Raw genomic sequence first — 25,539 nt, forward strand, 5'->3', positions numbered from 1 at the left:
CTCCGAGGATCTGGCGAGAAGCCGGATAAGATATGTTAAACAGTATTTTAGTAATACTTTGTCTCATCGCTGTCAGTGCATTTTTCTCTATTTCAGAAATCTCTCTGGCCGCATCCCGTAAAATTAAACTTAAACTGCTCGCCGATGATGGCGATCTCAATGCCCAACGCGTCCTGAAAATGCAGGAAAACCCGGGGATGTTCTTTACCGTGGTGCAAATCGGCCTCAATGCGGTCGCCATTCTTGGCGGTATTGTGGGTGATGCTGCATTCTCGCCCGCATTCCATAGCGTTTTCTCCCGATACTTCTCCCCTGAGCTTTCCGAGCAGCTGAGCTTCATTCTCTCCTTCTCACTGGTGACTGGCCTGTTCATTCTGTTTGCCGATTTGACCCCGAAACGCATCGGTATGATTGCGCCAGAAGCTGTGGCTTTGCGCATCATCAACCCGATGCGCTTCTGTCTCTTCGTGTTCCGCCCGCTGGTGTGGTTCTTTAACGGCCTGGCCAATACCATTTTCCGTCTGTTTAAGCTGCCGATGGTGCGTAAAGATGACATCACCTCTGACGATGTCTACGCGGTATTTGAAGCTGGCGCGCTGGCGGGGGTGCTGCGTAAGCAGGAGCATGAGCTGATCGAGAACGTGTTTGAGCTGGAGTCCCGTACCGTGCCGTCCTCCATGACCGGGCGTGAGAACGTGATCTGGTTCGATCTGCACGAAGATGAGCAGAGCCTGAAGAAAAAGGTGGCGGAACATCCGCACTCCAAGTTCCTGGTCTGTAATGAAGATATCGATCACATCATCGGTTATGTCGACTCCAAAGACCTGCTGAACCGCGTGCTGGCGAACCAGAGCCTGACGCTGAACAGCGGGGTGCAGATCCGCAATACCCTGATTGTCCCGGACACCCTGACGCTCTCCGAAGCGCTGGAAAGCTTCAAAACCGCCGGGGAAGACTTTGCGGTGATCATGAACGAATACGCGCTGGTGGTGGGGATCATCACCCTGAATGATGTCATGACCACCCTGATGGGCGATCTGGTGGGCCAGGGTCTGGAAGAGCAGATTGTGGCGCGCGATGAGAACTCATGGCTGGTGGACGGCGGTACGCCTATCGACGACGTGATGCGCGTGCTGGACATCGACGAGTTCCCGCAGTCGGGCAACTACGAGACCATTGGCGGCTTTATGATGTTTATGCTGCGTAAAATCCCGAAACGCACCGACTCGGTGAAGTTCTCGGGATATAAGTTCGAGGTGGTGGATATCGACAACTACCGCATCGACCAGCTGCTGGTGACGCGCATCGACAACAAACCGACGGTGCTGGTGCCAAAAATGCCGGATGCTGAAGAGAACGCCTCGGCCTAAACCAGAAACATCAACGGCTCCCATCGGGAGCCGTTTCTTTTACTGCATAGCACGTTGGTTAAGCCATCTCAGTTTGCAGACGCATAACCTGACGGTTGACTTCGGACATCACAGAAAAGTGCTGTTTATCCTTCACTTTTGGGACAAGGATTTTGCCCTTATCAAACTCAAAAGCGCCAACGTCCTTGATATACAACCGTCCACGGAACAGGATTTTTACGTATTTAGCTACCTGAAGCGGATTGTAGCGTTGAAAAATTTTCATTCTATTATCTCCTGCGAATCATACGCTCTTGCGGCACCACAATCGGGCCGACCCTCTGGAGCGCAAATTTTGTTGCCCAATGACTATAGACGAGAAAAATGGTGATACCCAGTCTGCATAAGTTTATTTACCTTTTGATGACAAATAATCAGAATATTCTTTGCAATCGTAACTTTTGGGCAGTATAAGCCATCGTTTTTGTGCAGATATGTGCGTTCCCCCTCACTCTGGCACCGGGATTGCGGGTAAAGCGCTGCGATCGCACTTATGATTAAAACATCAGACCAAGTGGTCGGATCACCTGCTAATAAAACAAAAAGGAAAACACCATGACCATACGTAACATCCTGGCAACTGCCTGCCTGATGCTGCCACTGATGGCTTCCGCACATAATTTTGAGAAGGGACAACGAGTGCCACCGGTGGGCATTGCCGACCGGGGAGAATTGATCCTCGACAATAATGAGTTTAGCTACAAAACCTGGAATAGCGCGCAGCTTCCTGGCAAAGTGCGAGTGGTGCTACATATTGCCGGTCGCACTTCGGCAAAAGAGAAAAACGCAACCCTGATTGAAGCGATCAAGTCGGCACATTTACCAAAAGATACTTATCAGACCACTACCATAGTGAATACCGATGATGCGATACCGGGTTCCGGCATGTTCGTGCGCAGCAGCCTGGAGAGCAATAAAAAGCTCTACCCATGGTCACAGTTCATCGTCGACAGTAACGGCGCGGCGCGCGGCGCCTGGCAGCTGGAAGAAGAGAGCTCAGCCGCCGTCGTGCTGGACAAGCAAGGTAAAGTGCAGTGGGCGAAAGATGGGGCGCTGACCCAGGAGGAGGTGCAGCAGGTGGTCGCCCTGCTGCATAAGTTGGTCGGTCAGTAAAGCGAGACCCGGAAGCCTGGATTAAGGAAAGATTCCCGCGGGGTATAGTCGAGCGGCTTGCCCTGCCAGTCGTGAACATGGGCGCCCGCGGCGGCGGCAACGGCATGGCCTGCCGCCGTATCCCAGACGTTGGTTGGCCCAAAGCGGGGATAGAGCTGCGCCTGCCCTTCTGCCACCAGGCAGAACTTCAGCGATGACCCGATCGACGTTGTCTGGTGCTCGCCCAGCTGATGCAGATACTCCTCAAGTTCGTTATCCGAGTGAGAGCGGCTGATCACCACCAGCGGTGGCCGGGCGTCACGCACCTGGATCGGGTTGCGCACCCCGCACTCCTCTTTCCACGCTTTGCCTTCGGCGGCGCTGTACATCACCTTCAGCACCGGGGCGTAGACTACCCCCAGCACCGCTTTGCCTTTATCAATCAGGGCAATATTTACCGTAAATTCACCGTTACGCTTGAGGAACTCTTTGGTGCCGTCCAGCGGATCAACCAGCCAGTAACGCTGCCAGTGCTGGCGCTCCTCCCAGGGCTGGGGATCTTCTTCGGAAAGTACAGGGATATCGGGCGTTAACGCCTGCAAGCCTTTCAGGATCACGCCGTGCGCCGCAAGATCGGCTGCGGTCACCGGGGAGTCGTCGATTTTACGGATCGTATCCATCGGGATCTTACCATCGTAGACCTGCATAATGGCCTCGCCCGCTTCCCGTGCGAGCTGACAAATTTTATCTAACATTCTCCACCTCTTTGTTATCACAGTGGGTATAACTCTTTGTTTTATTTATATCGCATTGTGAATAAATCCGCTATCTGTGAAGCAATTCCGGTTTCAGGGCCCTTTTTTCTGGCAGGATTCACAATTCTGTAAGCAAAAAAATATAGATACATATTCTTTTGTGGCCTGGATCGAATAAAAGGACTCCTCTGATGATTAAGTTTAGCGCAACGCTCCTGGCGACGCTGATTGCGGCGAGCGTACAGGCAGCGACGGTTGATCTCCGCATTCTGGAAACCACCGACCTGCACAGCAATATGATGGACTTCGACTACTACAAAGACGCCCCGACGGAAAAATTTGGTCTGGTGCGTACCGCAAGCCTGATTAACGCAGCCCGTAGCGAAGTGAAAAACAGCGTCCTGGTCGATAACGGGGACTTAATTCAGGGTAGTCCTCTTGGCGATTACATGGCGGCGAAAGGTCTGAAAAAGGGCGATGTGCATCCGGTCTACAAGGCGCTAAATACCCTGGATTACGCGGTGGGTAACCTGGGTAACCATGAGTTTAACTACGGGCTGGACTATCTGCATATGGCGCTTTCAGGGGCCAAATTCCCGTACGTTAACGCCAATATCATCGACGTTAAGACCCAGAAGCCGCTCTTTACACCTTATCTGATCAAAGAGACCACCGTGGTCGATCAGGACGGGAAACCGCAGACCCTGAGGATCGGCTATATCGGCTTTGTCCCGCCGCAGATCATGACCTGGGATAAGGCCAACCTGAGCGGCAAAGTGACGGTTAATGACATCACCGAAACCGCCCGCAAGTATGTGCCGGAGATGCGCGAAAAAGGCGCCGATCTGGTGGTGGTGGTAGCCCACTCGGGGCTCTCTGCCGACCCATACCAGGCGATGGCGGAAAACTCGGTCTACTACCTCAGCGAAGTGAAAGGGGTGGATGCTATTCTCTTCGGCCACGCCCACGCGGTTTTCCCGGGTAAAGACTTCGCCAGCATTAAAGGGGCGGACATTGCCAAAGGCACCCTGAACGGCGTGCCCGCGGTGATGCCGGGCATGTGGGGGGATCACCTTGGGGTGGTCGATCTGGTGCTCAATAATGACGGCGGCAAATGGCAGGTCACCCAGTCGAAAGCCGAAGCGCGACCGATTTACGATCTGGCCGCTAAAAAAGCGCTGGTGGGCGAAGATAAAAATATCGTCGAGGTGCTGAAGCACGATCACGACGCCACCCGCGAGTTTGTCAGCAAACCCATCGGCAAATCCGCCGACAACATGTACAGCTACCTGGCGCTGGTGCAGGACGATCCTACCGTGCAGGTGGTGAACATGGCGCAGAAAGCCTACGTGGAGCGCTATATTCAGGGCGATCCGGATCTGGCGAAACTGCCGGTCCTCTCCGCTGCGGCGCCGTTTAAAGTGGGTGGTCGCAAGAACGATCCGGCCAGCTATGTTGAAGTTGAAAAAGGCCAACTGACCTTCCGGAACGCCGCCGATCTCTATCTCTATCCGAACACCCTGGTGGTGGTCAAAGCCACGGGCCAGGAGGTGAAGGAGTGGCTGGAGTGTTCTGCGGGCCAGTTTAACCAGATCGACCCGACCAGCACCAAACCACAGTCGCTGATTAACTGGGACGGTTTCCGCACCTATAACTTCGATGTGATCGACGGGGTGGAGTACCAGATTGATGTCTCCCAGCCGGCGAAATATGACGGCGAGTGCCAGGTGGTGAATGCCCAGGCCGAACGCATTAAAAACCTGACCTTTAACGGCAAGCCAATCGATCCGAAAGCGACCTTCCTGGTGGCGACCAACAACTACCGCGCCTACGGCGGTAAGTTTGCCGGGACCGGCGACAGCCATATCGCCTTCGCCTCACCGGATGAGAACCGTTCGGTGCTGGCAACGTGGATTGGCGAGCAGTCGAAGAAGAGCGGCGAAATCCATCCGGCAGCGGATAACAACTGGCGTCTGGCCCCTGTTCACAGCGATGTGAAGCTGGATATCCGCTTTGAGACCGCGCCAACGGAAAAAGCGGCGGCGTTTATTAAAGAGAAAGCGCAGTACCCGATGCAGCAGGTCGCGACCGATGAGATTGGATTTGCGATCTATCAGTTAGATTTAAGCAGGTAAAAGAACGTTGCCGTTTCCCAGCCCGGGTAAGGCGCAGCCGCCACCCGGCAAACAGACCGCACAATGCCCGGCGGCGCTGCGCTTGCCGGGCCTACAAACTCGTAGCCGCCACCCGGCATCAGGCCGCACGTTCATCCCGGTGACTCATCACCTGGGGCAAATTCAGCTCGATCCAGTCGGCCAGCGCCGCCACCTTCTCACTCACCTCTTCCCCCAGCAGGGTCAGGCTGTACTCCACGTGCGGGGGCACTACCGGATACGACACACGATTGACAAAGCCATCCTGCTCCAGCGCCTGTAGCGACTGGGCCAGCATCTTCTCGCTCACCCCGCCCATCTTGCGCCGCAGATCGCTAAAGCGATGTGTTCCCTGACGCAACGCCACCAGAATCAGCACGCCCCAGCGGCTGGTCACATGCTTGAGCACATCCCGGGAAGGGCACTGCTCGGCAAAGAGATTGCCGTCGCGCATTTGCTCGCTGAGGGTTGGGTTTGCCATGAGATACTTACCTTTTTGTACGTACTTACTAAAAGTTAGTTTGAGTGATAGTGTGCCACAACATTCACCCGATACGAAGGATATTCATCATGATCGCGATTACAGGCGCTACCGGCCAGCTTGGCCAACGCGTTATTGAACAGCTGCTGAAAACCGTTCCGGCGAGCCAGCTGGTCGCCATTGTACGTAACCCGGCGAAAGCTGAGGCGCTGAGCCAGCAGGGCGTGACCGTGCGTCAGGCCGATTATACCGACCAGACCGCCTTCACCGCCGCACTCGCGGGCGTGGATAAACTGCTGCTGATCTCCTCCAGCGAAGTGGGCCAGCGTACGCCGCAGCACCAGAACGTCATTAACGCGGCGAAGGCGGCGGGCGTGAAATTTATCGCCTACACCAGCCTGCTGCATGCCGACACCTCCCCGCTGGGCCTGCATGTGGAGCACGTCGCCACCGAAAAAGCGCTGGCCGAATCGGGCATTCCTTACGCTCTGCTGCGTAACGGCTGGTACACCGAAAACTACCTCGCCAGCGCCCCGCCTGCGCTGGAACACGGCGTGTTTATTGGTGCTGCCGGTGAAGGCAAAATTGCCTCCGCCACCCGCGCCGACTATGCCGCCGCTGCGGCCCGCGTTATCAGCGAAGAGGGTCATGCCGGTAAAGTTTATGAGCTGGCAGGTGACCAGGCGTGGACGTTAAGCGAGCTTGCTGCCGAGCTGAGCCGCCAGAGCGGTAAAAACGTGGTCTATCAGAACCTGAGCGAAGCGGATTTTGCCGCCGCGCTGAAGGGAGTGGGTCTGCCGGCAGGTCTGGCGGAGATGCTGGCCGATTCCGATGTCGGTGCCTCGAAAGGCGGTCTGTTTGATGACAGCCGCACCCTGAGCACCCTGCTGGGCCGCCCGACCACCACGCTTGCGGAGAGCGTGAAGCACATCCTGTAATTGTTAAAACATGGTTAATTAGTGTGGCATCCCTGCGAGTCATCTCTGATAATGAGACTCTGACCCGCGAGGAGGCTCACCGTGCAAGGCGTACCTGAACAGTTTTTCGATGAGAGAGACAGCGCGCGCTTTCGCCATCTGGCGCAGGTGCCGGGCGTGGAGCTGTATCACGCCCATATCTCCCGCTACGCCTTTGAACCCCACACCCATGAGGCCTTCGGCATCGGTGCCATAGAGGCCGGTGCCGAACGCTTCCGCTATCGCGGCACGCAGTATGTCGCCCCCGTTCACTCCGTCGTCACCATGAATCCCGACGAGCTGCACACCGGCGAGGCCGAAACCGCTGACGGCTGGCGCTACCGGATGATCTATCTCGAACCGGATCTGCTGGAGGAGGTGACAGGCATTCGCCACTGGTGGTTCAGCGACGTCACCCGCCACGATCCCCGCCGTTCGCAGCAGATCTGTCAGCTGATCTACGGCCTGTGGCACACCGACGATCCGCTGGCGCAAAAGGGCCTGCTGCTGGATCTGATTGATACCTTCCAGCCGCTGGCGCGCCATGCGCCGGTCGCAAAAGAAGGGGCGCATCGCTTCGAGCGCGTGCGCGACTATCTCCATGACAACTATATGCACTCCCTGACCCTCGATGAGCTGGCGCAGGTGGTGTCGCTCAGCCCGTACCATTTCCAGCGCCAGTTCAAAGCCCATTTTCACGTCACGCCGCATCAGATGCTGATGGCGATCCGCCTGTGGCGCGCCAAAGCCTTTCTCACCCAGGGACTCCCGGCGGCAGAGGTGGCCGCCGCGACGGGCCTGACCGATCAGTCGCACCTGACCCGGGCCTTTACCCGTCGCTATGGCATTACGCCGGTGCGCTACCAGAAACAGGTAACGCAGCGCTAATGCGCAATCTCATACAATACCGCCCTCTGTTGCCTTTCTACACTGCCAGCAGGTTCAGAGCAGAGGAAGGAAAAAATGATTAGCGGCGTGTTGTATGCCCTGCTTGCAGGGTTAATGTGGGGACTGATTTTTGTCGGGCCGCTGATCGTCCCGGAATACCCGGCGGCGCTACAGTCGATGGGGCGCTATCTGGCGCTGGGGCTGATCGCCCTGCCGATCGCCTGGCTCGGCCGGGCGCGGTTACGCCAGCTGAAAGGCCGGGACTGGCTCACCGCCCTGTCGCTGACGATGATGGGCAACCTGATCTATTACGTCTGCCTGGCAAGCGCGATCCAGCGTACCGGGGCCCCGGTGTCGACCATGATCATCGGCACGCTGCCGGTGGTGATCCCGGTGTTCGCCAATCTGCTCTACAGCCAGCGCGATGGTAAGCTGGCGTGGTCGAAGATGCTCCCGGGGCTGTTTGCCATTGCGCTGGGGCTGGTGTGCGTAAATATCGCCGAGCTGCGTCACGGCATGGCCGGAAGCAGTGGCTGGCGCTATGTTTCGGGGATCCTGCTGGCGTCGGTGTCGGTGGTCTGCTGGGCATGGTACGCCCTGCGTAACGCCCGCTGGCTGCGGGAAAACCCCGACAAACATCCGATGATGTGGGCCACCGCCCAGGCGCTGGTGACACTGCCGGTCTCGTTACTGGGCTACCTTGCCGCCTGCGCATGGCTGAACGTGCAGCAGCCGGACTTTGCCCTGCCGCTGGGGCCACGGCCATGGGTCTTTCTCGGTCTGATGCTGGCGATTGCCGTCTGCTGCTCATGGGTGGGCGCCCTGTGCTGGAACGTCGCCAGCCAGAAATTACCGACGGTGATCTTAGGGCCGCTGATTGTCTTCGAAACCCTGGCCGGTCTGCTCTATACCTTCCTGATGCGCCAGAGCCTGCCGCCGCTGTTAACCGGCACGGGAATTGTGTTGCTGGTGGTGGGGGTGGTGATTGCGGTAAAAGCAAAGCCGGAAAAAATTTCGGTCGTTCCGGCTTCGGAGCTGTAATTATTGCCCGGCGGCGCTGCGCTTGCCGGGCCTACAAAGTCATGCGTTCCATAGGCCGGGTAAGCGTTAGCGCCACCCGGCCTCTGTCAGAAGGTTTCCCAGTTGGCGTCGGTGGTCGCCTGTACCGGTTTGGCTTTTGCAGCATAGGTTTTCACCGGCACAGCCTTAGCCACCGGGCCCTTCGCAATCTTAAATACCGCCACCGCCTCGTTCAGGCGTGCCGCCTGCTCTTCCAGCGCTGCCGCTGCCGCCGCAGACTCCTCCACCAGCGAGGCGTTCTGTTGGGTCACGCGATCCATCTCGGCCACCGCCTGGCCGACCTGATCGATACCCCGGCTTTGCTCATCAGAGGCGGACGCAATTTCGCCCATAATGTCGGTGACGCGGGTTACGGCGCTGACGATCTCCGCCATCGTCTCCCCGGCCTCATTCACCAGCGCGGAACCGGCGCTGACCCGGGCACCCGAGTCGTCAATCAGCCCTTTGATCTCTTTCGCCGCCTGGGCGCTGCGCTGGGCCAGGGTGCGAACTTCTCCTGCCACCACCGCAAATCCGCGTCCCTGCTCCCCGGCACGCGCCGCTTCTACCGCCGCATTCAGCGCCAGGATGTTGGTCTGGAAGGCGATGCCGTCAATCACGTTGGTGATCTGGGCGATTTTGCTGGAACTGTTGGCGATCTCGTCCATGGTGCGCACCACCCCTTCCACCACGTTTCCGCCTTTTTTCGCGGTGCTTGAGGCATCCAGCGCCAGGCGTGACGCCTGACGGGCATTATCGGCGTTCTGCTTCACGGTGGCGGTCAGCTGTTCCATGCTGGCGGCGGTCTCTTCCAGCGAGGCAGCCTGCTGCTCGGTACGGGAAGAGAGATCGTTGCTGCCTGCGGAGATTTCACCCGCGCCGGTATAAATGGTGTCGGAGCCCTCACGCACCACACCTACGGTGTTCGCCAGCGCCTTCTGCATCTCGTGAACGTTATAGGCCAGCACCGCCATTTCGTTTTTGCCCTGAACGTCAACAGGCTGCGTCAGGTCACCCGCGGCGATAGCGCGAATATGATCGATGACCTCCTGCAGCGGCAGCAGCAGCACACGGCGCATGGCGATCCAACTGGAGACAATCACGGCGATCACCAGAAGCATCATCCCGGAAAGGATCCACAGGATGCGTTTGTAGTCGCTCTCGTTATCTTCGATGCCTTTATCGGTAAGGGCTGCCTGAGCCTGGCGCCATTCACGATAGACTTTCTGCATTGCGGTCTGCTTCTGCTCGGCGTTCTGCTTAAACATATCTTCGAGGTTGCCCTGGGAGAGCAGAAGGTTCATCTGGGTCAGGGTGGCCGAGTAGATGCGGTACTGCTCTTCCAGCTGGCTGGAGAGTTTTTCATCCAGGCCCGGCGTTTCCGGCAGCGCGTAGTATTTGTCGTAATGGGACTGGGCGTCTGCCAGCAGATTTTTTGCCGTGTTGACCAGCTCGTTCAGCTGCCCGCCGTTGATCTGCGAAGCCATGCTGCTTTGCAGGCGCAGCATGCCGCGGTTGAGGGTGACGCGCGCCTGGTTAAGGCTGATCCAGGCGTCGGTGAACTCGGCCACATTCTGGCTGGAGACCTGGGAAACGGTGAAGTTCTCTTTGTCGTTATTAAGCGCATTGATGAAAATGCCGGCGGAGATCAGTTGCATGATCCCGAGCGCCAGCAGCACCGAAATCAGAAGGGTTATCACTTTTATACGTTTAAACATGCGTTGCCTTTTTTATATGCAGGTATTGTCTGACCTGTATCTATCGGCAGGCGCAGCGGGTTGTTTACCGTCTCTGTGCCTTTAAAAAGTTTCTAAACCCGTTTTTTAAATCCATTCATAGAGTTAAATCGGCATTTTTTTGTGATCTGTATCGCTTTTTTTACCCCTGCCTATAAAGGGTTATAGCTTCGCCTAAAAGATGCATTTAAAATACATCTTATCAAATAACGATGAGGTAACGACCATGGCCTTCCGCGACCAACCTTTAGGCGAGCTGGCGCTCTCCATCCCACGCGCTTCCGCGCTGTTTCGTAAATACGATATGGATTACTGCTGCGGCGGTAAGCAAACCCTGGCGCGTGCCGCGACGCGTAAGGAACTGGATCTGGACCTCATCGAAGCAGAACTGGCGAAGCTGGCCGAGCAGCCGCTGGAAAAAGAGTGGCGCAGCGTGGCGCTGGCCGAAATCATCGATCACATCATCGTGCGCTTTCACGATCGCCACCGCGAACAGCTGCCGGAGCTGATCCTGCAGGCCACCAAAGTTGAGCGCGTCCATGCTGATAAAGCCTCTGTTCCGCGCGGCCTGGCGAAAAACCTGACCCTGCTGCATGAAGAGCTCTCCAGCCACATGATGAAAGAGGAGCAGATCCTGTTCCCGATGATCAAACAGGGAATGGGCAGCCAGGCGATGGGGCCGATCAGCGTGATGGAAAGCGAGCACGACGACGCCGGTGAACTGATTGAGGTGATCAAGCACATCACCCATAACGTGACCCCACCTGCGGATGCCTGCACCACCTGGCGCGCGATGTATAACGGCATTAACGAGATGATCGATGATCTGATGGAGCACATCAGTCTGGAGAATAACGTCCTGTTCCCACGGGCGCTGGCCGGGGAATAAAAAAGCCCGGTAGCGTTAGCGCTTACCGGGCTTACAAAAGCAACGAACCGTAGGCCGGGTAAGGCGCAGCCGCCACCCGGCACAACACAATTAACGCATGCCAGCCATCCGCTTCTTACCGATAAACAGCCAGCCCAGCCCCAGCGCGATAAACCACAGCGGCGTGACCATCAGCGCCTGACGGGTATCCTCTTCCAGGGTCAGCAGTACCAGCACAAACACGAAGAACGCCATGCAGACCCAGCACATCAGCTTGCCCCACGGCATCTTATAGATGGATTTTTCATGCAGGTGCGGACGCTGTTTGCGGTACACCAGGTACGAGCAGAGGATGATGGTCCAGACGAACATGAACAGGATCGCTGAAACCGTGGTGATCATGGTGAACGCGCCAATCACGCTTGGGTTCACGTAGAGCATCACCACGCCGCCCAGCAGACAGATACAGGAGAAGGTCAGCCCTTTCGCCGGTACCGCACGTTTAGAGAGCTTGGCGAACGCACTCGGGGCCACCCCTTCCTGCGCCAGACCAAACAGCATACGGCTGGTGGAGAAGACGCCGCTGTTAGCCGAAGAGGCCGCGGAGGTCAGCACCACGAAGTTAATCAGGCTTGCCGCCGCCGGTAAACCGACCAGCACAAACAGCTCAACGAACGGGCTCTTGCTGGGTACCACGGAGCTCCACGGCGTGACCGACATAATGACGATTAGCGCGAAGACATAGAACATGATGATACGCACGGGAATGGAGTTAATCGCCCGCGGCAGAGACTTCTCAGGATCTTTGGTTTCTGCGGCAGTGGTTCCCACCAGCTCAATCCCCACAAAGGCGAAGACCGCAATCTGGAAGCCGGCAAAGAATCCGCTCAGCCCTTTCGGGAACCAGCCCCCGTCGTTCCACAGATGGGTGAACGAGGCCTGCACGCCGCTCGGGGAGGTAAAGTGGGTCATGATCATCACCAGGCCGACCACAATCAGGCCGACAATGGCGACGATTTTGATCATCGCGAACCAGAATTCCATCTCACCGAACATTTTTACGGTGGCGAGGTTAAGGCTCAGCAGCAGAATGATGACCGCCAGCGAGGCCACCCAGTCCGACAGTCCCGGGAACCAGAACTGCGCGTAAGCCGTAATGGCGACGACGTCGGCCATTCCGGTCACCACCCAGCAGAACCAGTAGGTCCAGCCGGTGAAATAGCCCGCCCACGGCCCGAGAAGGTCGGAGGCAAAGTCGCTAAAGGATTTGTATTCGAGATTCGAGAGCAGCAGCTCGCCCATTGCCCGCATCACGAAAAAGAGCATAAAGCCGATGATCATATAGACAAAAATGATCGACGGCCCGGCAAGACTGATGGTTTTGCCTGACCCCATAAACAGCCCGGTACCGATAGCGCCGCCGATGGCGATAAGCTGAATATGACGGTTTGTGAGATTTCGCCGTAGCGATTGTTCAGACGGTGCCTCTTCGTCGGCAACGACTTTTACCTGATCTACCATGTGATGTTTTCCTGTTGTTACTGCCTGTGTTGTTTAGGCTCTTCTGGCCCTTTATTACGTCGAAAAGCGATGCCCCGGTTAAGGACACATCGATATTAGGTAAGAATCGGCGGGATGAATACTTTGATTTAAATATTATGTTAACAATATGTTGAAATTGAGTGACATATCACTTAAGCCACGCAAAACAGCTCACAAAAATACACTTACTGTGACCTTTTGCAAGATAATCTGTTGATTGGGGCGTAACTATAGGTTTTTTAACTAATTTCCCCTCCCCTGCCGGGGAGAGGAAGAGGAGAGGCCGCTTACAGGATTTCCAGCAGCTCAACTTCAAAGACCAGGGTGCTGAATGGCGGAATAGAGGCGCCAGCGCCACGCTCGCCGTAGGCCAGGTTCTGTGGGATAGTCAGCTCCCATTTAGAACCCACCGGCATCAGGGTCAGGGCTTCGATCCAGCCTGGGATCACGCCGTTTACCGGGAATTCTGCCGGTTCGCCGCGGGCAACAGAGCTGTCGAACACGGTGCCGTCAATCAGTTTACCGGTGTAGTGCACGCGAACGTGGTCGGTACGCGCCGGGATTGGACCTTCACCCTGGGTGATAACGCGGAACTGCAGACCGGTTTCGGTGCTGTTCACGCCTTCACGCTCACGGTTCTCTTCAAGGAATTTCTCGCCTGCCGCAGCCATCTCTTCGAAACGGGCGCGACGCACAGCGTCTGCACGTTCGTGGATTTCACGCAGCGCGCGGTGAACCACATCTACCGGAACCGCTGGTTGTTTACCTTCCAGCGCATCGGCGATACCCGCCACCAGCGCTTCAGGTAACAGACCCTGCAGACCTGATTCGCTCAGCTGCTGTCCTACCTGCAAACCAATGCCGTAGCTTGCCTGCGCTTCGATTGTGTCAAAAGTCGGGGTGGTCATGGGATTTCCTTCCATCACATTTAAAGTAGCGGGCAGCATAACAGCCACCTTCCATCCGGTAAAACTTTGTCTTATGGAAAGATGACAAATTACGACGAAACGGAAACAATAGAGGCTATCTGGATTTTTCCCGAATGCGTGTCACGGAAGCTGGCTTTGTTACGCTCATCAGGCAGTTAGCAAACTATACTTCTCGGGACAGGAAAAAAGACGCGGAGCAGGAGGAGAGCCATGCCCGGGCCATTTGAACTAAAACCTACCCTGAAGAAAATCTGGCATGCGCCAGATAACTTTCGCATCATGGACCCGCTGCCGCCGCTGCACCGCAGAGGCATTATTATCGGTGCGCTGATGGTCATTGTCGGTTTTCTGCTGCCAGGCGGCGCGGACGACAGCGCCACAGCGCCCGTGCGTCGTGATGCCGAACTGGATTTCCGTTCGCAGACGCAGCCGCAGCCAGATTCACAGCCGATGCAAACGCAGCTGGTGTCACCCTCTAACGATCCCGGCCAGGTCGCGCCTGTTGAGCCGGAGCCGATTCAGGAAGAGCAGCCCCAGGAGCAGGTCGCCGCGCCGGTGCAATCCCAGCAATCCCCTCCCGGTATTGAACAGCAGTGGCGTTCCTACCGTGTAGAGTCGGGCAAAACGATGGCGCAGCTGTTCCGCGATCACAACCTGCCGCCGACCGACGTCTATGCCATGGCGCAGGTTGAGGGACCAGGCAAGCCGCTGAGTAACCTGCAAAACGGCCAGATGGTGCAGATTCGCCAGAATGCGAGCGGCGTGGTGACAGGGCTGACCATTGACAGCGGCAACGGCCAGCAGGTGCTGTTTACCCGTCAGTCTGACGGCAGCTTCATCCGCGCCAGATAGCGCTTCGCCCGGTGGCGTAACGCTTACCGGGCCTCTTTTCCACTGACTTTATTCACCCACCAGATCCCAGAGCAGACCAGCACCAGCGCCACGACATATTTGATCTCCAGGATATTTTCACCGAGGAAAATGGCCGAGAGGACGGTTCCGGCCACCGGCACTAAGAAGTTGAACGGGGCGATCATACTGACGCGGTTGTGTTTCAGCAGCAAACTCCACAGTGCAAACGCCACCGAGGAGAGCAGAGTCAGGTAGCCCAGGATGGCCGCCGCTTTGACGCTGGGAACGGCCAGCGTTCCGCCGGTGATATAGCCGCCTGCCACCAGCATCACCCCACCTATCGCCAGCTGCCAGCCGGTCATCACCATCGGATCCACCGTCTGCGAGATGCGTTTGCCGTACAGCGTGGCGGCAGAGAGGATAAACGCCGCCAGCACCACAAAACCATCCCCGTTCCAGACGAAGTGGAAGTCCTGCAAACCGCTGTTAAAGTTCACGATCATCACCCCGGCAAACCCGAGGATACAACCGAGGGCTTTGTTGTAGCTGATCCTGTCGTTCTGATAGATAAAGTGCGCCAGCATGACGCTGAAGAAGGTGGCGGTCGCGTTCATGATCGACCCTTTGGCGCCCGTTGTGTATGCCAGACCGATATAAAAGAACGTGTACTGGATCGTCGTCTGCGTCAGGCCCAGTATCGTCAGTTGCCCGAACTGGCGCGGGCTGAGCCGACCAATCGGCTTGCGCTGGGCCAAAGCGAGCAGCAGCAATAGCAGGCCAGCAAAAACAAAGCGATAACCCGCAAAGACCACTTTTGATGGAATGTCGTTGGTGGCGATATGAAAGAGTTCGTAGCCACTCTTGATCGCGGGATAGGAGCTACCCCATAGCAGACAGCACAGCGTAGCGCTGGCGAACACGATGTTTTTACGGGAGAAAAGCGGTGCAGGCAGAGCGGTATCCATGACAAATCCCAAAGATAAAATAGCGTTTCATTTTATTATCAGGGAATGCGCAAGGAATAGCCACCATACAAGTCACAAAGAAGGTAACAGGAGCCGTTAAAAAGCAAAACGCCGGCACAAGGCCGGCGCTTCGACGTGGTGAAGAGTAATTACTTACTCAGCAACAACGTTAACAACCAGTTTCGCGAAGACTTCGCTGTGAACCTGGAAGTCCACTTCGTGCTCACCGGTGGTACGCAGAACGCCGTTCGGCAGACGAACTTCGCTCTTAGCAACGTCAACGCCAGCTGCAGTTACAGCGTCAGCGATGTCGCGAGTACCGATGGAACCGAACAGTTTACCTTCGTCGCCAGATTTAGACGCGATGGTAACGGTGCCCAGTGCGTTGATTTTCTCAGCGCGAGCGTTAGCAGCCGCCAGAACGTCAGCCAGTTTGGCTTCCAGTTCAGCACGACGTGCTTCGAAAAACTCTACGTTTTTCTTGGTAGCAGGAACAGCTTTACCCTGTGGAACCAGGAAGTTACGAGCGTAGCCCGCTTTAACGTTTACCTGATCACCCAGGCTGCCCAGGTTTGCTACTTTATCAAGCAGAATAACTTGCATTACCTTATCCTCTTAAAGTCGTATTAATGGACCGTGCCCGATTACTGATGACGATCAGTGTACGGCAGCAGAGACAGGTAGCGAGCGCGTTTGATAGCGCGAGCCAGCTGACGCTGGTATTTTGCACGAGTACCGGTGATACGGCTTGGGACAATCTTACCGCTTTCGGTGATGTAGTTTTTCAGCGTTGCGATATCTTTATAGTCGATCTCTTGAACGCCTTCCGCGGTGAAACGGCAGAACTTGCGACGACGGAAATAACGTGCCATTTGGCTAGTCTCCAGAATCTATCAAATCAATCTGCTCGGCATGCAGAACAAGTTTGCTCAGGCCGTTCTTTGCCTTGTGGCAAGAGATGAACCCCTGAACCGTTACTGCGCTACCGACCGTTATACTGTGAGTAATGGCCTGGTTTTCGTGACCGCTAATAATAACGGGCATTTGGCACCACGCCTGCCGGTTAAACCCGGCTTCCTCCTGCACTGAACGATGCTCAAGCACGAACTGGCAGTGAGGAATTCCTGATGGGCTGACCTTGCGAAGTGGGGTCCTGCACACGGTACCGGACAACACCAGACGGTTGGTCATCAGAAATTACTCTTCAGAATCCCCAGCATCAGAATCATCTGCGGTTTCGTTTGCGAAATCATCGCGACGCTCACGGCGCTCGTCTTTCGCTTTAACCATCGGAGATGCTTCGGTCACTGCGTTTTTGGTACGCATAACCATGCTGCGGATAACGGCATCGTTGAAGCGGAAGTTAGTTTCCAGCTCATCGATCGCTTCCTGCGGAGCTTCAACGTTCATCAGAACGTAGTGAGCTTTGTGCAGTTTGTTGATCGGATAAGCCAGCTGACGACGGCCCCAGTCTTCCAGACGGTGGATCGTGCCTTCTGCTGCAGTGATTGCACCAGTGTAGCGCTCGATCATACCCGGAACCTGTTCGCTCTGGTCAGGATGGACCATAAAAACGATTTCGTAATGACGCATCGAATTGCTCCTTACGGATTATTCAGCCTCCTGTCTGGGTCAGCCGAGGCCCGGGGAGGCAAGGAACGTGTTAAAGGTCGGCTGAAAAATTGACGCGTCATAATACTTGCGCGCCCCCCGAAACTCAAGCTGATTGCGCAAATAATTCGCACAAAGCGCAAAGCGGGTCTAAGTGGGTGATTTACCATTACTCACGGCCGATCGCGGCGATTTTTTGAACAACTGCATCAGAAATGGTCGCCATAGCCTGTAAGAATCGTGCTTACACTTTAATCAGACCCTGTCTCTGGACAAAAGACAGCCGTGAATATCGTCGCACCGTAGTGAGTCGTGGAGCGCATATCATGAAAAAAATCACCCTTGCCGTTCTGGCTGCGCTTTTGCTTTGTGCAAACGCGACAGCAGCCATTCAGGTTGATGGCCGACAGGCCAGAAATATGGATGATGTGCAAAGTCTGGGCGTCATTTATATCAACCATAACTTCGCCACGGAAAGTGAAGCGACTGAAGCCATTAATGCAGAAGCCGATGCGCGGGATGCCCGCTACTATCACGTCATGCTCACCCGTGAACCGGGCAGCAACGGCAATATGCACGTCAGCGCAGATATCTATCGGTAACGCTTTGACGCTAGCACCAGGAAAGCCAACAACGAAAAAATTGTCATAGTCTCATTAGCCCCCTGCCCGGGGGCTTTTTTTACTTTCATTTCTGCCCGTAATAAGCATTTTCACCATGCTTGCGCATAAAGTGTTTGTTCATCAGATAGCTGTCGACAGGCTTCAGGTGTGGATTAATTCCTCGCGCTATCCACGCCATTTTCGCCACCTCTTCCATTACCACGGCATTGTGTACGGCGTCGTGAGCATCACTTCCCCAGGCAAAAGGGCCATGCTGAAAGACCACAATCCCCGGCCTGTGCAGCGGTTCGCCGTCACCCAGCGTTTCAATGATCACCTTGCCGGTATTGAGTTCGTACTCGCCGAGCACCTCCTCTTCGGTGAGCGCGCGCGTGCAGGGGATATCGCCAAAGAAGTAGTCTGCATGGGTGGTGCCGAGCGCGGGGATCGCCAGCCCTGCCTGCGCCCAGGCGGTCGCATGGGTCGAGTGGGTATGCACTATCCCGCCAAGGGAGGGATAACGCCGATAGAGCGCCAGGTGGGTCGCGGTATCAGATGAGGGTCGCCATTGCCCCTCCACCACATTGCCGCTGAGATCCACCACCACCATGTCATCCACGCGCATGGTCTCGTAGGCCACTCCGCTGGGTTTGATCGCCACCAGCCCGCGCTGACGGTCAATCGCGCTGACATTTCCCCAGGTAAAGGTCACCAGACCGTAGCGCGGCAAATCCATGTTTGCCTCAAACACCTGCTGTTTAAGCTGCTGCATGATCTTCCTCCCCAAGCCCGGCTCGCGCCATACGTTCAAGTATCCAGTCGCGCGCCTGCGCCACGTCGCGCTCGGGATCGTCCGACGTTTCACTCCACATCTCGATCAGGTAAGGCCCACAATAGCCACTCTGTTTTAACGTCTGGAAACAGCGTTCAAAATCGACGACTCCGCTGCCAAACGGTACGTTTTTGAAGACGCCGGGGCGGGTATCCTTCACATGTACCGCCACGATATGCCCAATGCCGGCCTGTAGCTCCATCTGCACGTCGTTATCCCACGCAGAGAGATTGCCGATGTCGGGATAGAGCTGGAACCACGGATTATTCAGGTAATGGGCATAACCCAATGCCTTGCTGATGGAGTTCATCAACGGATAATCCATGATCTCCATCGCCAGGGTGACCTGCGCGCGGCTGGCCATTTCAACGCTCTCTTTCAGGCCATCACGGAAACGACGACGCGTCTCATCATTGGCTTCCTGATAGTAAACGTCATAACCGGCAAGCTGGATTACGCGGATCCCGACGTCCTGCGCAAAGCGAATCGCTTTACGCATGATCTCAAGGCCCTGCGCCCGCACCGCGTCATCTTCACTGCCGAGCGGGAAACGACGGTGGGCGCTCAGGCACATCGAGGGAACTCTTACGCCGGTTTCGGCGACAGCGTCCACCAGCGCCAGACGCTGCTCGCGGCTCCAGTCGAGACGGGAGAGGCGCGCATCCGTCTCATCCACCGATATTTCAACGAAATCGAATCCCAGCCGTTTCGCCAGCTGCAGCCGCTCAAGCCAGCACTCCCCGGTGGGGAGCGCCTTCTCATAGATGCCAAGCGGAACCTGTTTGCTTAACATAACCGCTCCTTATCCCCACAGCTGGGCGATGGAACGTTTAAACTGACGCGCCGCTTCCACCGGCGAGGCGGCATCGCGAATGCTGCGACCGGCGATAAAGACGTGGATTGGAATACCGGCAAACAGCGGCAAATCCTCCAGCGCCAGCCCGCCCGTCACCGTAACCTTAAAGCCCATATCCGCCAGACGCTTAACGGCGCTGATATCCGCCTCGCCCCACGCAACCCCCGCAGCCTGCGCATCGCGGCTGCGGTGATAGACCACCTGCTGAATACCTGCAGCGCGCCACGCTTCTGCCTGCTCCCAGGTCCAGAAGCCCGTGAGTTCGATCTGCACGTCACCGTTAAATTCCTTCGCGACCTCCAGCGCGCCTTTCGCGGTGTTGATATCTGCACAGCAGATGACCGTCACCCAGTCGGCATTGGCTTCGAAACACATCCGCGACAGGATTTTGCCCGCATCGGCAATTTTGGCGTCGGCCAGCACAATCTTATGCGGATAGAGGGCTTTCAGATCGCGGACGGCACGGACCCCCTCCCCTACGCACAGAATGGTGCCCACTTCGATAATGTCCACCTCTTCCGCAATCAGACGCGTGGTTTCGTAAGCGTGGGCCAGAGTCTGGTTATCCAGCGCAACCTGCAACATTGGTAATGACATGTTCAACTCCCTTTTAAGCTGCCGCCGCAGTGGCATTGTCGATTAAATCCAGCACGTCCTGCGCGGTACGGCAGGCGCGTAAACGGTCAAAATTGGCTTCATCTTCAAACAGGTTGACGATCTGCATAATGCCCACCTCCTGGTGAGTATTGGCATCAACGGCCGCCATGGTGATCAGGATGTCTACCGGATCGTTATCTTCGTGGTTAAACACCAGCGGCGTTTTCAGGGTGACCAGGGCGAAACCGGTTTTTTTGACCCCCTCTTCCGGGCGGCCATGCGGCATCGCCAGCCCTGGCGCAATCACAAAATAGGGCCCGAACTGCTCAACGCCATCAAGAATGGCCTGGTAATAGCGCGGCTCAACGACATCCGCCTTAACCAGCAGATCAACGCCCAGCTTTACCGCCTCCTGCCAGGTGCTGGCTTCGGCCTGGAGAAGGATGGAGTTATTCTCCGCCAGCGAATCACGTAGTTTCATATGCCTCTCCTTACTTCACATCTTGCGGAAAGTGCGCTTTGATCACTTCCAGCAATTTTGGGCCGAAGTCCGCAGGCGACAGCATGTTGCGCACCCCTACCACGTATTTATTGCCTGCGACGCTAATCTCACCGGCGATGTGGGTAGAAGCGATGATGATGTCCGCGCCGTTCAGTTCACTTTTGTATTCACCCACCGCGCAGCTGTTTACCGTGTGGTCAATGTTTGACTGGGTTAAAAACTGGTCCACTTTCATCTTCATGATCATGGAGCTCCCTTGCCCATTGCCACACACAGCCAGGATACGTACGGTCATAATCAAAACTCCTTAGTGAGCAGAAACTTCTGCTGTTTGTTTTTCCGCATCTTCTTCCGCCCGCAGCGTACGGCCGGCGAAGAACATATACGCCAGTGCAATCAGAATGATGACGCCCATAAAGGCAAGGCCGACAGAGGCGAAGCCCTGCATCATCGGCGGTGCCAGAATCGACCAGTCCGCCATGCCCATCCAGGCGCTCATACCGGTCAGTTTGACCGCCCACACGCAGCCGAAGATTTCAACCATGCCCATTACCAGGCAGATCTTGAGCGCCGCGCGCCAGCCGCCAAAGTGGTTAGCGAACACGCCGATAGTGGCGTTGGAGAAGAACATCGGGATAAAGCCAGGAATGATCAGGATGGAGGAGCCGCAGCCCACCAGGATGCCCACCGCAATCAGCTGGCCGATGGTGCCCCACATAAAGCCCCAGACGACGGCGTTCGGCGCGAAGCTATAGATCGCCGCGCAGTCAATTGCCAGTACGGCGCCAGGGATCAGGCGTTGAGAAATACCGTTGAAGGCCTCAGACAGTTCGGCCACGAACATGCGCACGCCCTGGGTGATGATGAAAATCGCTACCGCGAAGGAGAAGCCGGTTTGCAGGATATAGATAGACCAGTGCGTTTTACCGGCCATCGCCTGCACCGTATCAATACCGAATGAGAGCAGGATCGCACCGAAGAAAATGGTCATCACGATGGCAGTAGAGACGATATTGTCGTGGAAGATATTCAGCCAGCCGGGCAGCTTCAGATCTTCAACACTCTCCTCTTTTTTCCCCAGATAGGGGGCGACTTTATAGGCAATCCATGAGGCAAACTGCTGTTGGTGGCCGATAGAGAAACCGCAGCCGTCGGTCACTTCCTGCGTCGGCTTGTACATCATATTGGAGGTGATGCCCCAATAGAGCGAGACCAGGATCGCCGTGCAGATAATGGTGGTCCACATCGGGTAGCCGAAGATATAGAGGGAAACCGCAATCAATCCAGCCTGCTGGAACATGATGTGGCCGGTGAGCATGATGGTGCGGATGCCGGTAATCCGACGCAGCAGAACGTAAATGATGTTCAGCGCCAGTGCGAGCAGGACGGCGTACCCTACCCAGCTATAGGCATCTCCCATACGTTCGATAGTGGCCATCATTGAGGCGTAGGTGTCTGATATGGCGCCGTTGATGCCATAGACTTCCGACATTTTGGCAACAACGGGTTTAAAGGTGCTGGTTAAAATGCCTGAACCCGCCTGAAGCAGCATAAAACCGATGATGGTTTTAATGGTGCCTTTGATTATCACGCTCACGCTTTTACGCAGCAGGATATAACCCAGGCACGTCACGATACCCAACAGCAACGGGGCGTTGGTCATGACCTGATTAAAAAAGACGGTAAAGACGCTGTAGAGGATCTCCATAACACTCTCCGGTAAAGGCAATACGATGCCTGGTGTTCGTACAACAGGCCCCCACTCTAGTAATCACAAATAATCACGACAAGATTGAATTTGATTATTTGTGACGTATCACGCAAATTATTTCCACCCTAAGTGCAATGTCTTTATCTGCATCTGCAAAACACCAATAAAAATCATTTATTTCAATAAGTTATATAATAAAAAGCATAAAAATCACGTATATTATTTTTAATCAGAGCAGCTTTATATTGGCGTAACGCTCGCAGAACACCATTGCAATGCTGATTCATTGGTGACAATATCAATCAAAACATGTCATCAAATGATTACTTGTGATAGAGAGGGAGTCTGACTATGAGTAAAGTGAACACTATTACCCGCGAATCATGGATCCTCAGCACCTTCCCGGAATGGGGAAGCTGGCTGAATGAGGAGATCGAGCAGGAGCAGGTCGCGCCGGGCACATTTGCAATGTGGTGGCTGGGTTGTACCGGCATCTGGCTGAAATCTCAGGGCGGGGCTAATGTTTGCGTCGATTTCTGGTGCGGCACCGGCAAACAGAGCCACGGCAACCCACTGATGAAAAAAGGCCATCAGATGCAGCGTATGGCGGGCGTCGAGAAGCTGCAGCCAAACCTGCGTACCACACCATTTGTCCTTGATCCCTTTGCGATTCGTCAGATAGATGCCGTCCTCTCGACCCACGATCACAACGATCATATCGACGTTAACGTCGCGGCGGCAGTCATGCAGAACTGCGCAGATGACGTGCCTTTCATTGGACCGCAGACCTGCGTCGATTTGTGGATCGGTTGGGGCGTGCCAAAAGAGCGCTGCATTGTGGTGAAACCGGGCGATGTGGTGAAAATCAAAGACATTGAAATTCATGCCCTCGACGCGTTTGACCGTACAGCGCTGATTACTCTGCCAGCCGATCAGAAGGCCGCGGGTGTGTTACCGGACGGCATGGACCTACGTGCGGTAAACTACCTGTTCAAAACCCCGGGCGGTACGCTGTACCACAGCGGTGACTCACACTACTCCAACTACTATGCCAAACACGGTAACGAGCACCATATCGACGTGGCGCTGGGCTCCTATGGCGAAAACCCGCGCGGCATCACCGATAAGATGACCAGCGCTGACATTCTGCGCATGGCTGAAGCGTTGAATACCCGGGTGGTGATCCCGTTCCACCATGATATCTGGTCAAACTTCCAGGCCGATCCGCAGGAGATCCGCGTGCTGTGGGAGATGAAAAAAGATCGTCTGAAATATGGCTTTAAGCCCTTTATCTGGCAGGTGGGCGGCAAGTTTACCTGGCCGCTGGATAAAGATAATTTCGAATATCACTACCCGCGCGGCTTTGACGACTGCTTTACCATTGAGCCGGATCTGCCGTTCAAATCTTTCCTGTAATTGTCCCCTCATCGCCAGGCGCTGTGCCTGGCGATTCCAACTTTTGCTTAGTAATTTCAGGCTATTTCAAATATCATCTTTTAAAATCAATTTATTTCGGAATAGCTCATGACAGAAGCACAACGTCATCAAATCTTACTGGAACTCCTGGCGCAAACGGGGTTTGTTACCGTTGAGCAGGTGATTGCCCGGCTGGGCGTTTCTCCCGCCACGGCACGCCGGGATATCAACAAACTTGATGAGAGCGGCAAGCTGAAAAAGGTGCGTAACGGCGCGGAAGGGATCAGCCAGCAGCGCCCACGCTGGTCGCCGATGAATATCCATCAGGCGCAGAACCACGACGAGAAAGTGCGTATTGCCAGAGCCGCCTCCCAGCTGGTTAATCCTGGCGAAAGCGTGGTGATCAACTGCGGTTCCACCGCCTTTCTGTTGGGTCGTGAGATGTGCGGCAAACCGGTGCAGATCATCACCAACTACCTGCCGCTGGCCAACTACCTGATCGACCAGGAGCACGAAAGCGTGGTGATCATGGGCGGGCAGTACAACAAGAGCCAGTCCATCACCCTAAGCCCGCAGGACAGCGAGAACACGCTCTATGCCGGCCACTGGATGTTTACCAGCGGCAAGGGGCTCACCGCCGAAGGGCTGTATAAAACCGACATGCTGACGGCGATGGCGGAGCAGAAGATGCTGAACGTGGTCGGCAAGCTGGTGGTCCTGGTCGACAGCAGCAAGGTTGGGGAACGTGCGGGCATGCTCTTCAGCCGTGCCGAGCAGATAGACATGGTGATCACGGGTAAAAACGCTAATCCACAGATCCTCCAGAAACTGGAAGATCAGGGTGTGAAGATCCTGCGCGTTTAAAGGTGCTGGCGGAAAAACGCGACCGTGGCGTCGAGCGCACCCGGCGTAATACGGTGTTTGACTCCCGCCTCCCACAGACAGGTCAGATTTTTATCCAGCCCTTCCTGCTGCAACGCCTGTTGCAGGCGGAACGTCTCCCCGGCGGGCACCACATCATCCTCCTCACCGTGCCACAGCAGCAGCGGGCGGTCAGCCAGACGCGGTAGCGCGGTCGTTACCTCCCAGTCAGCAAGCGGTGCGACCATCGACGCGAATGACCCGGGTTGCTGCGGCGGAAACAGCGTGCGGGCCAGCGAGGTAAAGTAGCCCGAGCCCATCAGGCTTGCCACACATTTGACCTCCGGATAGCGCGCCATAATGCCCAGCGCGGTCATTCCCCCCATTGAAGCCCCGGCCACCGCGAGCCGTTCATCGGCCACCAGCCCGGCCTGATATAGCGCATCCCGCAGCGGGGCAAACTCGGTGAGGTTGCCATGCAGGATCGGCCAGAACTGTCCCAGGCGGGCTTGCTCATCACCGCTAAAACGGGCCCCGTGATCGGGGGCATCCGGCATTACCACCCGAAAACCTGCCTGCGCCAGCGCCACCGCAAAATAGCTGTAGACCAGTTTTGATGAGGTAAAACCATGATAAAAAATAACAACCGGAAGCGGTTTAGCCCCTTTTCCTGCCGGAACAGCATGTACAATCTCATGGTCGCCAAGCTGCCGTACTTCAAGTTCAATCATTATTGGGCCTCATACTTATGGGTGAATCATAATGTTGAGAACTGGCTTACGCTTTCACACAATTTTCATTCGAAATTTACGCTATAGCTAACAATTTGGGAACATTCCCCCAATGTCAAATCAACAGAGATCTAC

Annotated in this window: 29 protein-coding genes; 11 read left to right on the plus strand and 18 right to left on the minus strand. The window is 55.7% G+C overall.

The annotated features are described in order from the left end of the window. Positions 1-32 precede the first annotated feature (32 nt). Complete coding sequence (gene paeA, locus ACT3IC_RS07375; RefSeq protein ID WP_103178002.1) at positions 33-1,370, plus strand: polyamine export protein PaeA; 1,338 nt, start codon at positions 33-35, stop codon at positions 1,368-1,370. 58 nt (positions 1,371-1,428) lie between these two features. On the opposite strand, the gene ACT3IC_RS07380 is transcribed toward paeA, so the two are convergent. Continuing rightward, positions 1,429-1,635, minus strand: coding sequence for a DUF1107 domain-containing protein (locus ACT3IC_RS07380; RefSeq protein ID WP_032616223.1), 207 nt, complete (start codon positions 1,633-1,635; stop codon positions 1,429-1,431). Positions 1,636-1,964: 329 nt separating this feature from the next. Between ACT3IC_RS07380 and ACT3IC_RS07385 the strand changes: the two genes are divergently transcribed. Next, positions 1,965-2,522: a YtfJ family protein gene (locus tag ACT3IC_RS07385; protein ID WP_103178001.1), complete on the plus strand. Its 558-nt coding sequence runs from the start codon at positions 1,965-1,967 to the stop codon at positions 2,520-2,522. On the opposite strand, the gene cysQ is transcribed toward ACT3IC_RS07385, so the two are convergent. After that, entirely contained in the window at positions 2,516-3,256 is a 741-nt protein-coding gene (gene cysQ, locus ACT3IC_RS07390; protein WP_103178000.1) for a 3'(2'),5'-bisphosphate nucleotidase CysQ, read from the minus strand. The two genes, ACT3IC_RS07385 and cysQ, sit on opposite strands and share 7 nt — an antisense overlap. Before the next feature lie 191 nt (positions 3,257-3,447). Between cysQ and ACT3IC_RS07395 the strand changes: the two genes are divergently transcribed. Next, entirely contained in the window at positions 3,448-5,391 is a 1,944-nt protein-coding gene (locus ACT3IC_RS07395; protein WP_103177999.1) for a bifunctional 2',3'-cyclic-nucleotide 2'-phosphodiesterase/3'-nucleotidase, read from the plus strand. Positions 5,392-5,509: 118 nt separating this feature from the next. Here ACT3IC_RS07395 and ACT3IC_RS07400 read toward each other — a convergent pair whose 3' ends face one another. Next, positions 5,510-5,890 (minus strand): winged helix-turn-helix transcriptional regulator, encoded by a 381-nt coding sequence (locus ACT3IC_RS07400; RefSeq protein WP_201304753.1) that lies wholly within the window; start codon positions 5,888-5,890, stop codon positions 5,510-5,512. An 89-nt stretch (positions 5,891-5,979) separates the two neighbouring features. Here ACT3IC_RS07400 and ACT3IC_RS07405 point away from each other — a divergent pair, with 89 nt between their 5' ends. The 3 genes from ACT3IC_RS07405 (at position 5,980) to ACT3IC_RS07415 (ending at position 8,775) form a co-directional block, all read left to right on the plus strand. Beyond that, positions 5,980-6,828, plus strand: a complete 849-nt coding sequence (locus tag ACT3IC_RS07405) for an SDR family oxidoreductase (RefSeq protein WP_159340447.1) — start codon at positions 5,980-5,982, stop codon at positions 6,826-6,828. Between the two features lie 81 nt (positions 6,829-6,909). After that, a complete protein-coding gene (locus ACT3IC_RS07410; protein WP_103177996.1) occupies positions 6,910-7,734 on the plus strand; it encodes an AraC family transcriptional regulator in 825 nt (274 codons plus the stop codon). 75 nt (positions 7,735-7,809) lie between these two features. After that, complete coding sequence (locus ACT3IC_RS07415; RefSeq protein ID WP_159340446.1) at positions 7,810-8,775, plus strand: DMT family transporter; 966 nt, start codon at positions 7,810-7,812, stop codon at positions 8,773-8,775. Positions 8,776-8,861: 86 nt separating this feature from the next. Here the strand turns inward: ACT3IC_RS07415 and ACT3IC_RS07420 are convergent, their stop codons facing one another. Next, complete coding sequence (locus tag ACT3IC_RS07420; protein ID WP_473476997.1) at positions 8,862-10,511, minus strand: methyl-accepting chemotaxis protein; 1,650 nt, start codon at positions 10,509-10,511, stop codon at positions 8,862-8,864. A gap of 244 nt (positions 10,512-10,755) precedes the next feature. On the opposite strand from ACT3IC_RS07420, the gene ytfE reads away from it, so the two are divergent. Beyond that, positions 10,756-11,418: an iron-sulfur cluster repair protein YtfE gene (ytfE, locus tag ACT3IC_RS07425; RefSeq protein WP_103177993.1), complete on the plus strand. Its 663-nt coding sequence runs from the start codon at positions 10,756-10,758 to the stop codon at positions 11,416-11,418. 90 nt (positions 11,419-11,508) lie between these two features. On the opposite strand, the gene cycA is transcribed toward ytfE, so the two are convergent. Both cycA and fklB read right to left on the minus strand, forming a co-directional pair. Next, positions 11,509-12,918 (minus strand): D-serine/D-alanine/glycine transporter, encoded by a 1,410-nt coding sequence (cycA, locus tag ACT3IC_RS07430; RefSeq protein ID WP_103177992.1) that lies wholly within the window; start codon positions 12,916-12,918, stop codon positions 11,509-11,511. Between the two features lie 308 nt (positions 12,919-13,226). Continuing rightward, the gene (gene fklB / locus ACT3IC_RS07435; RefSeq protein WP_168191996.1) at positions 13,227-13,847 is read right to left on the minus strand and encodes an FKBP-type peptidyl-prolyl cis-trans isomerase; all 621 of its coding nucleotides are present in this window, start codon (positions 13,845-13,847) and stop codon (positions 13,227-13,229) included. A 231-nt stretch (positions 13,848-14,078) separates the two neighbouring features. Here fklB and ACT3IC_RS07440 point away from each other — a divergent pair, with 231 nt between their 5' ends. Then, complete coding sequence (locus tag ACT3IC_RS07440; protein WP_473477000.1) at positions 14,079-14,720, plus strand: LysM-like peptidoglycan-binding domain-containing protein; 642 nt, start codon at positions 14,079-14,081, stop codon at positions 14,718-14,720. A gap of 23 nt (positions 14,721-14,743) precedes the next feature. Here ACT3IC_RS07440 and ACT3IC_RS07445 read toward each other — a convergent pair whose 3' ends face one another. From ACT3IC_RS07445 to rpsF, 5 genes are all read right to left on the minus strand, one after another. Beyond that, positions 14,744-15,685 (minus strand): DMT family transporter, encoded by a 942-nt coding sequence (locus ACT3IC_RS07445; protein WP_159340444.1) that lies wholly within the window; start codon positions 15,683-15,685, stop codon positions 14,744-14,746. A 153-nt stretch (positions 15,686-15,838) separates the two neighbouring features. Further along, on the minus strand, positions 15,839-16,288 hold the full coding sequence (gene rplI / locus ACT3IC_RS07450; protein ID WP_103177988.1) for a 50S ribosomal protein L9: 450 nt from the start codon (positions 16,286-16,288) through the stop codon (positions 15,839-15,841). 41 nt (positions 16,289-16,329) lie between these two features. Next, positions 16,330-16,557 carry a 30S ribosomal protein S18 gene (gene rpsR, locus ACT3IC_RS07455; RefSeq protein WP_000135199.1) on the minus strand — a complete coding sequence of 76 codons (228 nt, stop codon included), beginning with the start codon at positions 16,555-16,557 and terminating at the stop codon, positions 16,330-16,332. A gap of 4 nt (positions 16,558-16,561) precedes the next feature. Then, positions 16,562-16,876 carry a primosomal replication protein N gene (gene priB / locus ACT3IC_RS07460; protein ID WP_103177987.1) on the minus strand — a complete coding sequence of 105 codons (315 nt, stop codon included), beginning with the start codon at positions 16,874-16,876 and terminating at the stop codon, positions 16,562-16,564. Positions 16,877-16,882: 6 nt separating this feature from the next. Then, a complete protein-coding gene (gene rpsF / locus ACT3IC_RS07465; RefSeq protein WP_103177986.1) occupies positions 16,883-17,278 on the minus strand; it encodes a 30S ribosomal protein S6 in 396 nt (131 codons plus the stop codon). Positions 17,279-17,622: 344 nt separating this feature from the next. Here rpsF and yjfY point away from each other — a divergent pair, with 344 nt between their 5' ends. After that, a complete protein-coding gene (gene yjfY / locus ACT3IC_RS07470; RefSeq protein WP_103177985.1) occupies positions 17,623-17,898 on the plus strand; it encodes a DUF1471 family protein YjfY in 276 nt (91 codons plus the stop codon). Between the two features lie 85 nt (positions 17,899-17,983). Here the strand turns inward: yjfY and ACT3IC_RS07475 are convergent, their stop codons facing one another. Genes ACT3IC_RS07475 through ulaA form a run of 6 tightly spaced genes read right to left on the minus strand, consistent with a single transcriptional unit; the run spans position 17,984 to position 22,393 of the window. Beyond that, positions 17,984-18,670, minus strand: a complete 687-nt coding sequence (locus tag ACT3IC_RS07475) for an L-ribulose-5-phosphate 4-epimerase (protein WP_103177984.1) — start codon at positions 18,668-18,670, stop codon at positions 17,984-17,986. Beyond that, positions 18,657-19,523, minus strand: coding sequence for an L-ribulose-5-phosphate 3-epimerase (locus ACT3IC_RS07480; RefSeq protein ID WP_159340443.1), 867 nt, complete (start codon positions 19,521-19,523; stop codon positions 18,657-18,659). Before ACT3IC_RS07480 ends, ACT3IC_RS07475 begins: the two co-directional genes overlap by 14 nt. Positions 19,524-19,532: 9 nt before the next feature. Continuing rightward, entirely contained in the window at positions 19,533-20,183 is a 651-nt protein-coding gene (locus ACT3IC_RS07485) for a 3-keto-L-gulonate-6-phosphate decarboxylase UlaD (protein ID WP_103177982.1), read from the minus strand. Positions 20,184-20,196: 13 nt separating this feature from the next. After that, entirely contained in the window at positions 20,197-20,664 is a 468-nt protein-coding gene (ulaC, locus tag ACT3IC_RS07490; RefSeq protein WP_159340442.1) for a PTS ascorbate transporter subunit IIA, read from the minus strand. Between the two features lie 10 nt (positions 20,665-20,674). Continuing rightward, positions 20,675-20,980, minus strand: coding sequence for a PTS ascorbate transporter subunit IIB (gene ulaB, locus ACT3IC_RS07495; protein WP_103177980.1), 306 nt, complete (start codon positions 20,978-20,980; stop codon positions 20,675-20,677). Positions 20,981-20,992: 12 nt separating this feature from the next. Further along, positions 20,993-22,393 (minus strand): PTS ascorbate transporter subunit IIC, encoded by a 1,401-nt coding sequence (ulaA, locus tag ACT3IC_RS07500; protein WP_103177979.1) that lies wholly within the window; start codon positions 22,391-22,393, stop codon positions 20,993-20,995. Positions 22,394-22,747: 354 nt separating this feature from the next. Here ulaA and ulaG point away from each other — a divergent pair, with 354 nt between their 5' ends. Continuing rightward, positions 22,748-23,812 carry an L-ascorbate 6-phosphate lactonase gene (gene ulaG, locus ACT3IC_RS07505; protein ID WP_159340441.1) on the plus strand — a complete coding sequence of 355 codons (1,065 nt, stop codon included), beginning with the start codon at positions 22,748-22,750 and terminating at the stop codon, positions 23,810-23,812. A 108-nt stretch (positions 23,813-23,920) separates the two neighbouring features. Beyond that, a complete protein-coding gene (ulaR, locus tag ACT3IC_RS07510; protein WP_103177977.1) occupies positions 23,921-24,676 on the plus strand; it encodes an HTH-type transcriptional regulator UlaR in 756 nt (251 codons plus the stop codon). Here ulaR and yjfP read toward each other — a convergent pair. Beyond that, positions 24,673-25,404: an esterase gene (yjfP, locus tag ACT3IC_RS07515; RefSeq protein ID WP_103177976.1), complete on the minus strand. Its 732-nt coding sequence runs from the start codon at positions 25,402-25,404 to the stop codon at positions 24,673-24,675. The two genes, ulaR and yjfP, sit on opposite strands and share 4 nt — an antisense overlap. Positions 25,405-25,539 lie beyond the last annotated feature (135 nt).

The organism is Leclercia sp. GHBNCSD (assembly GCF_055805075.1).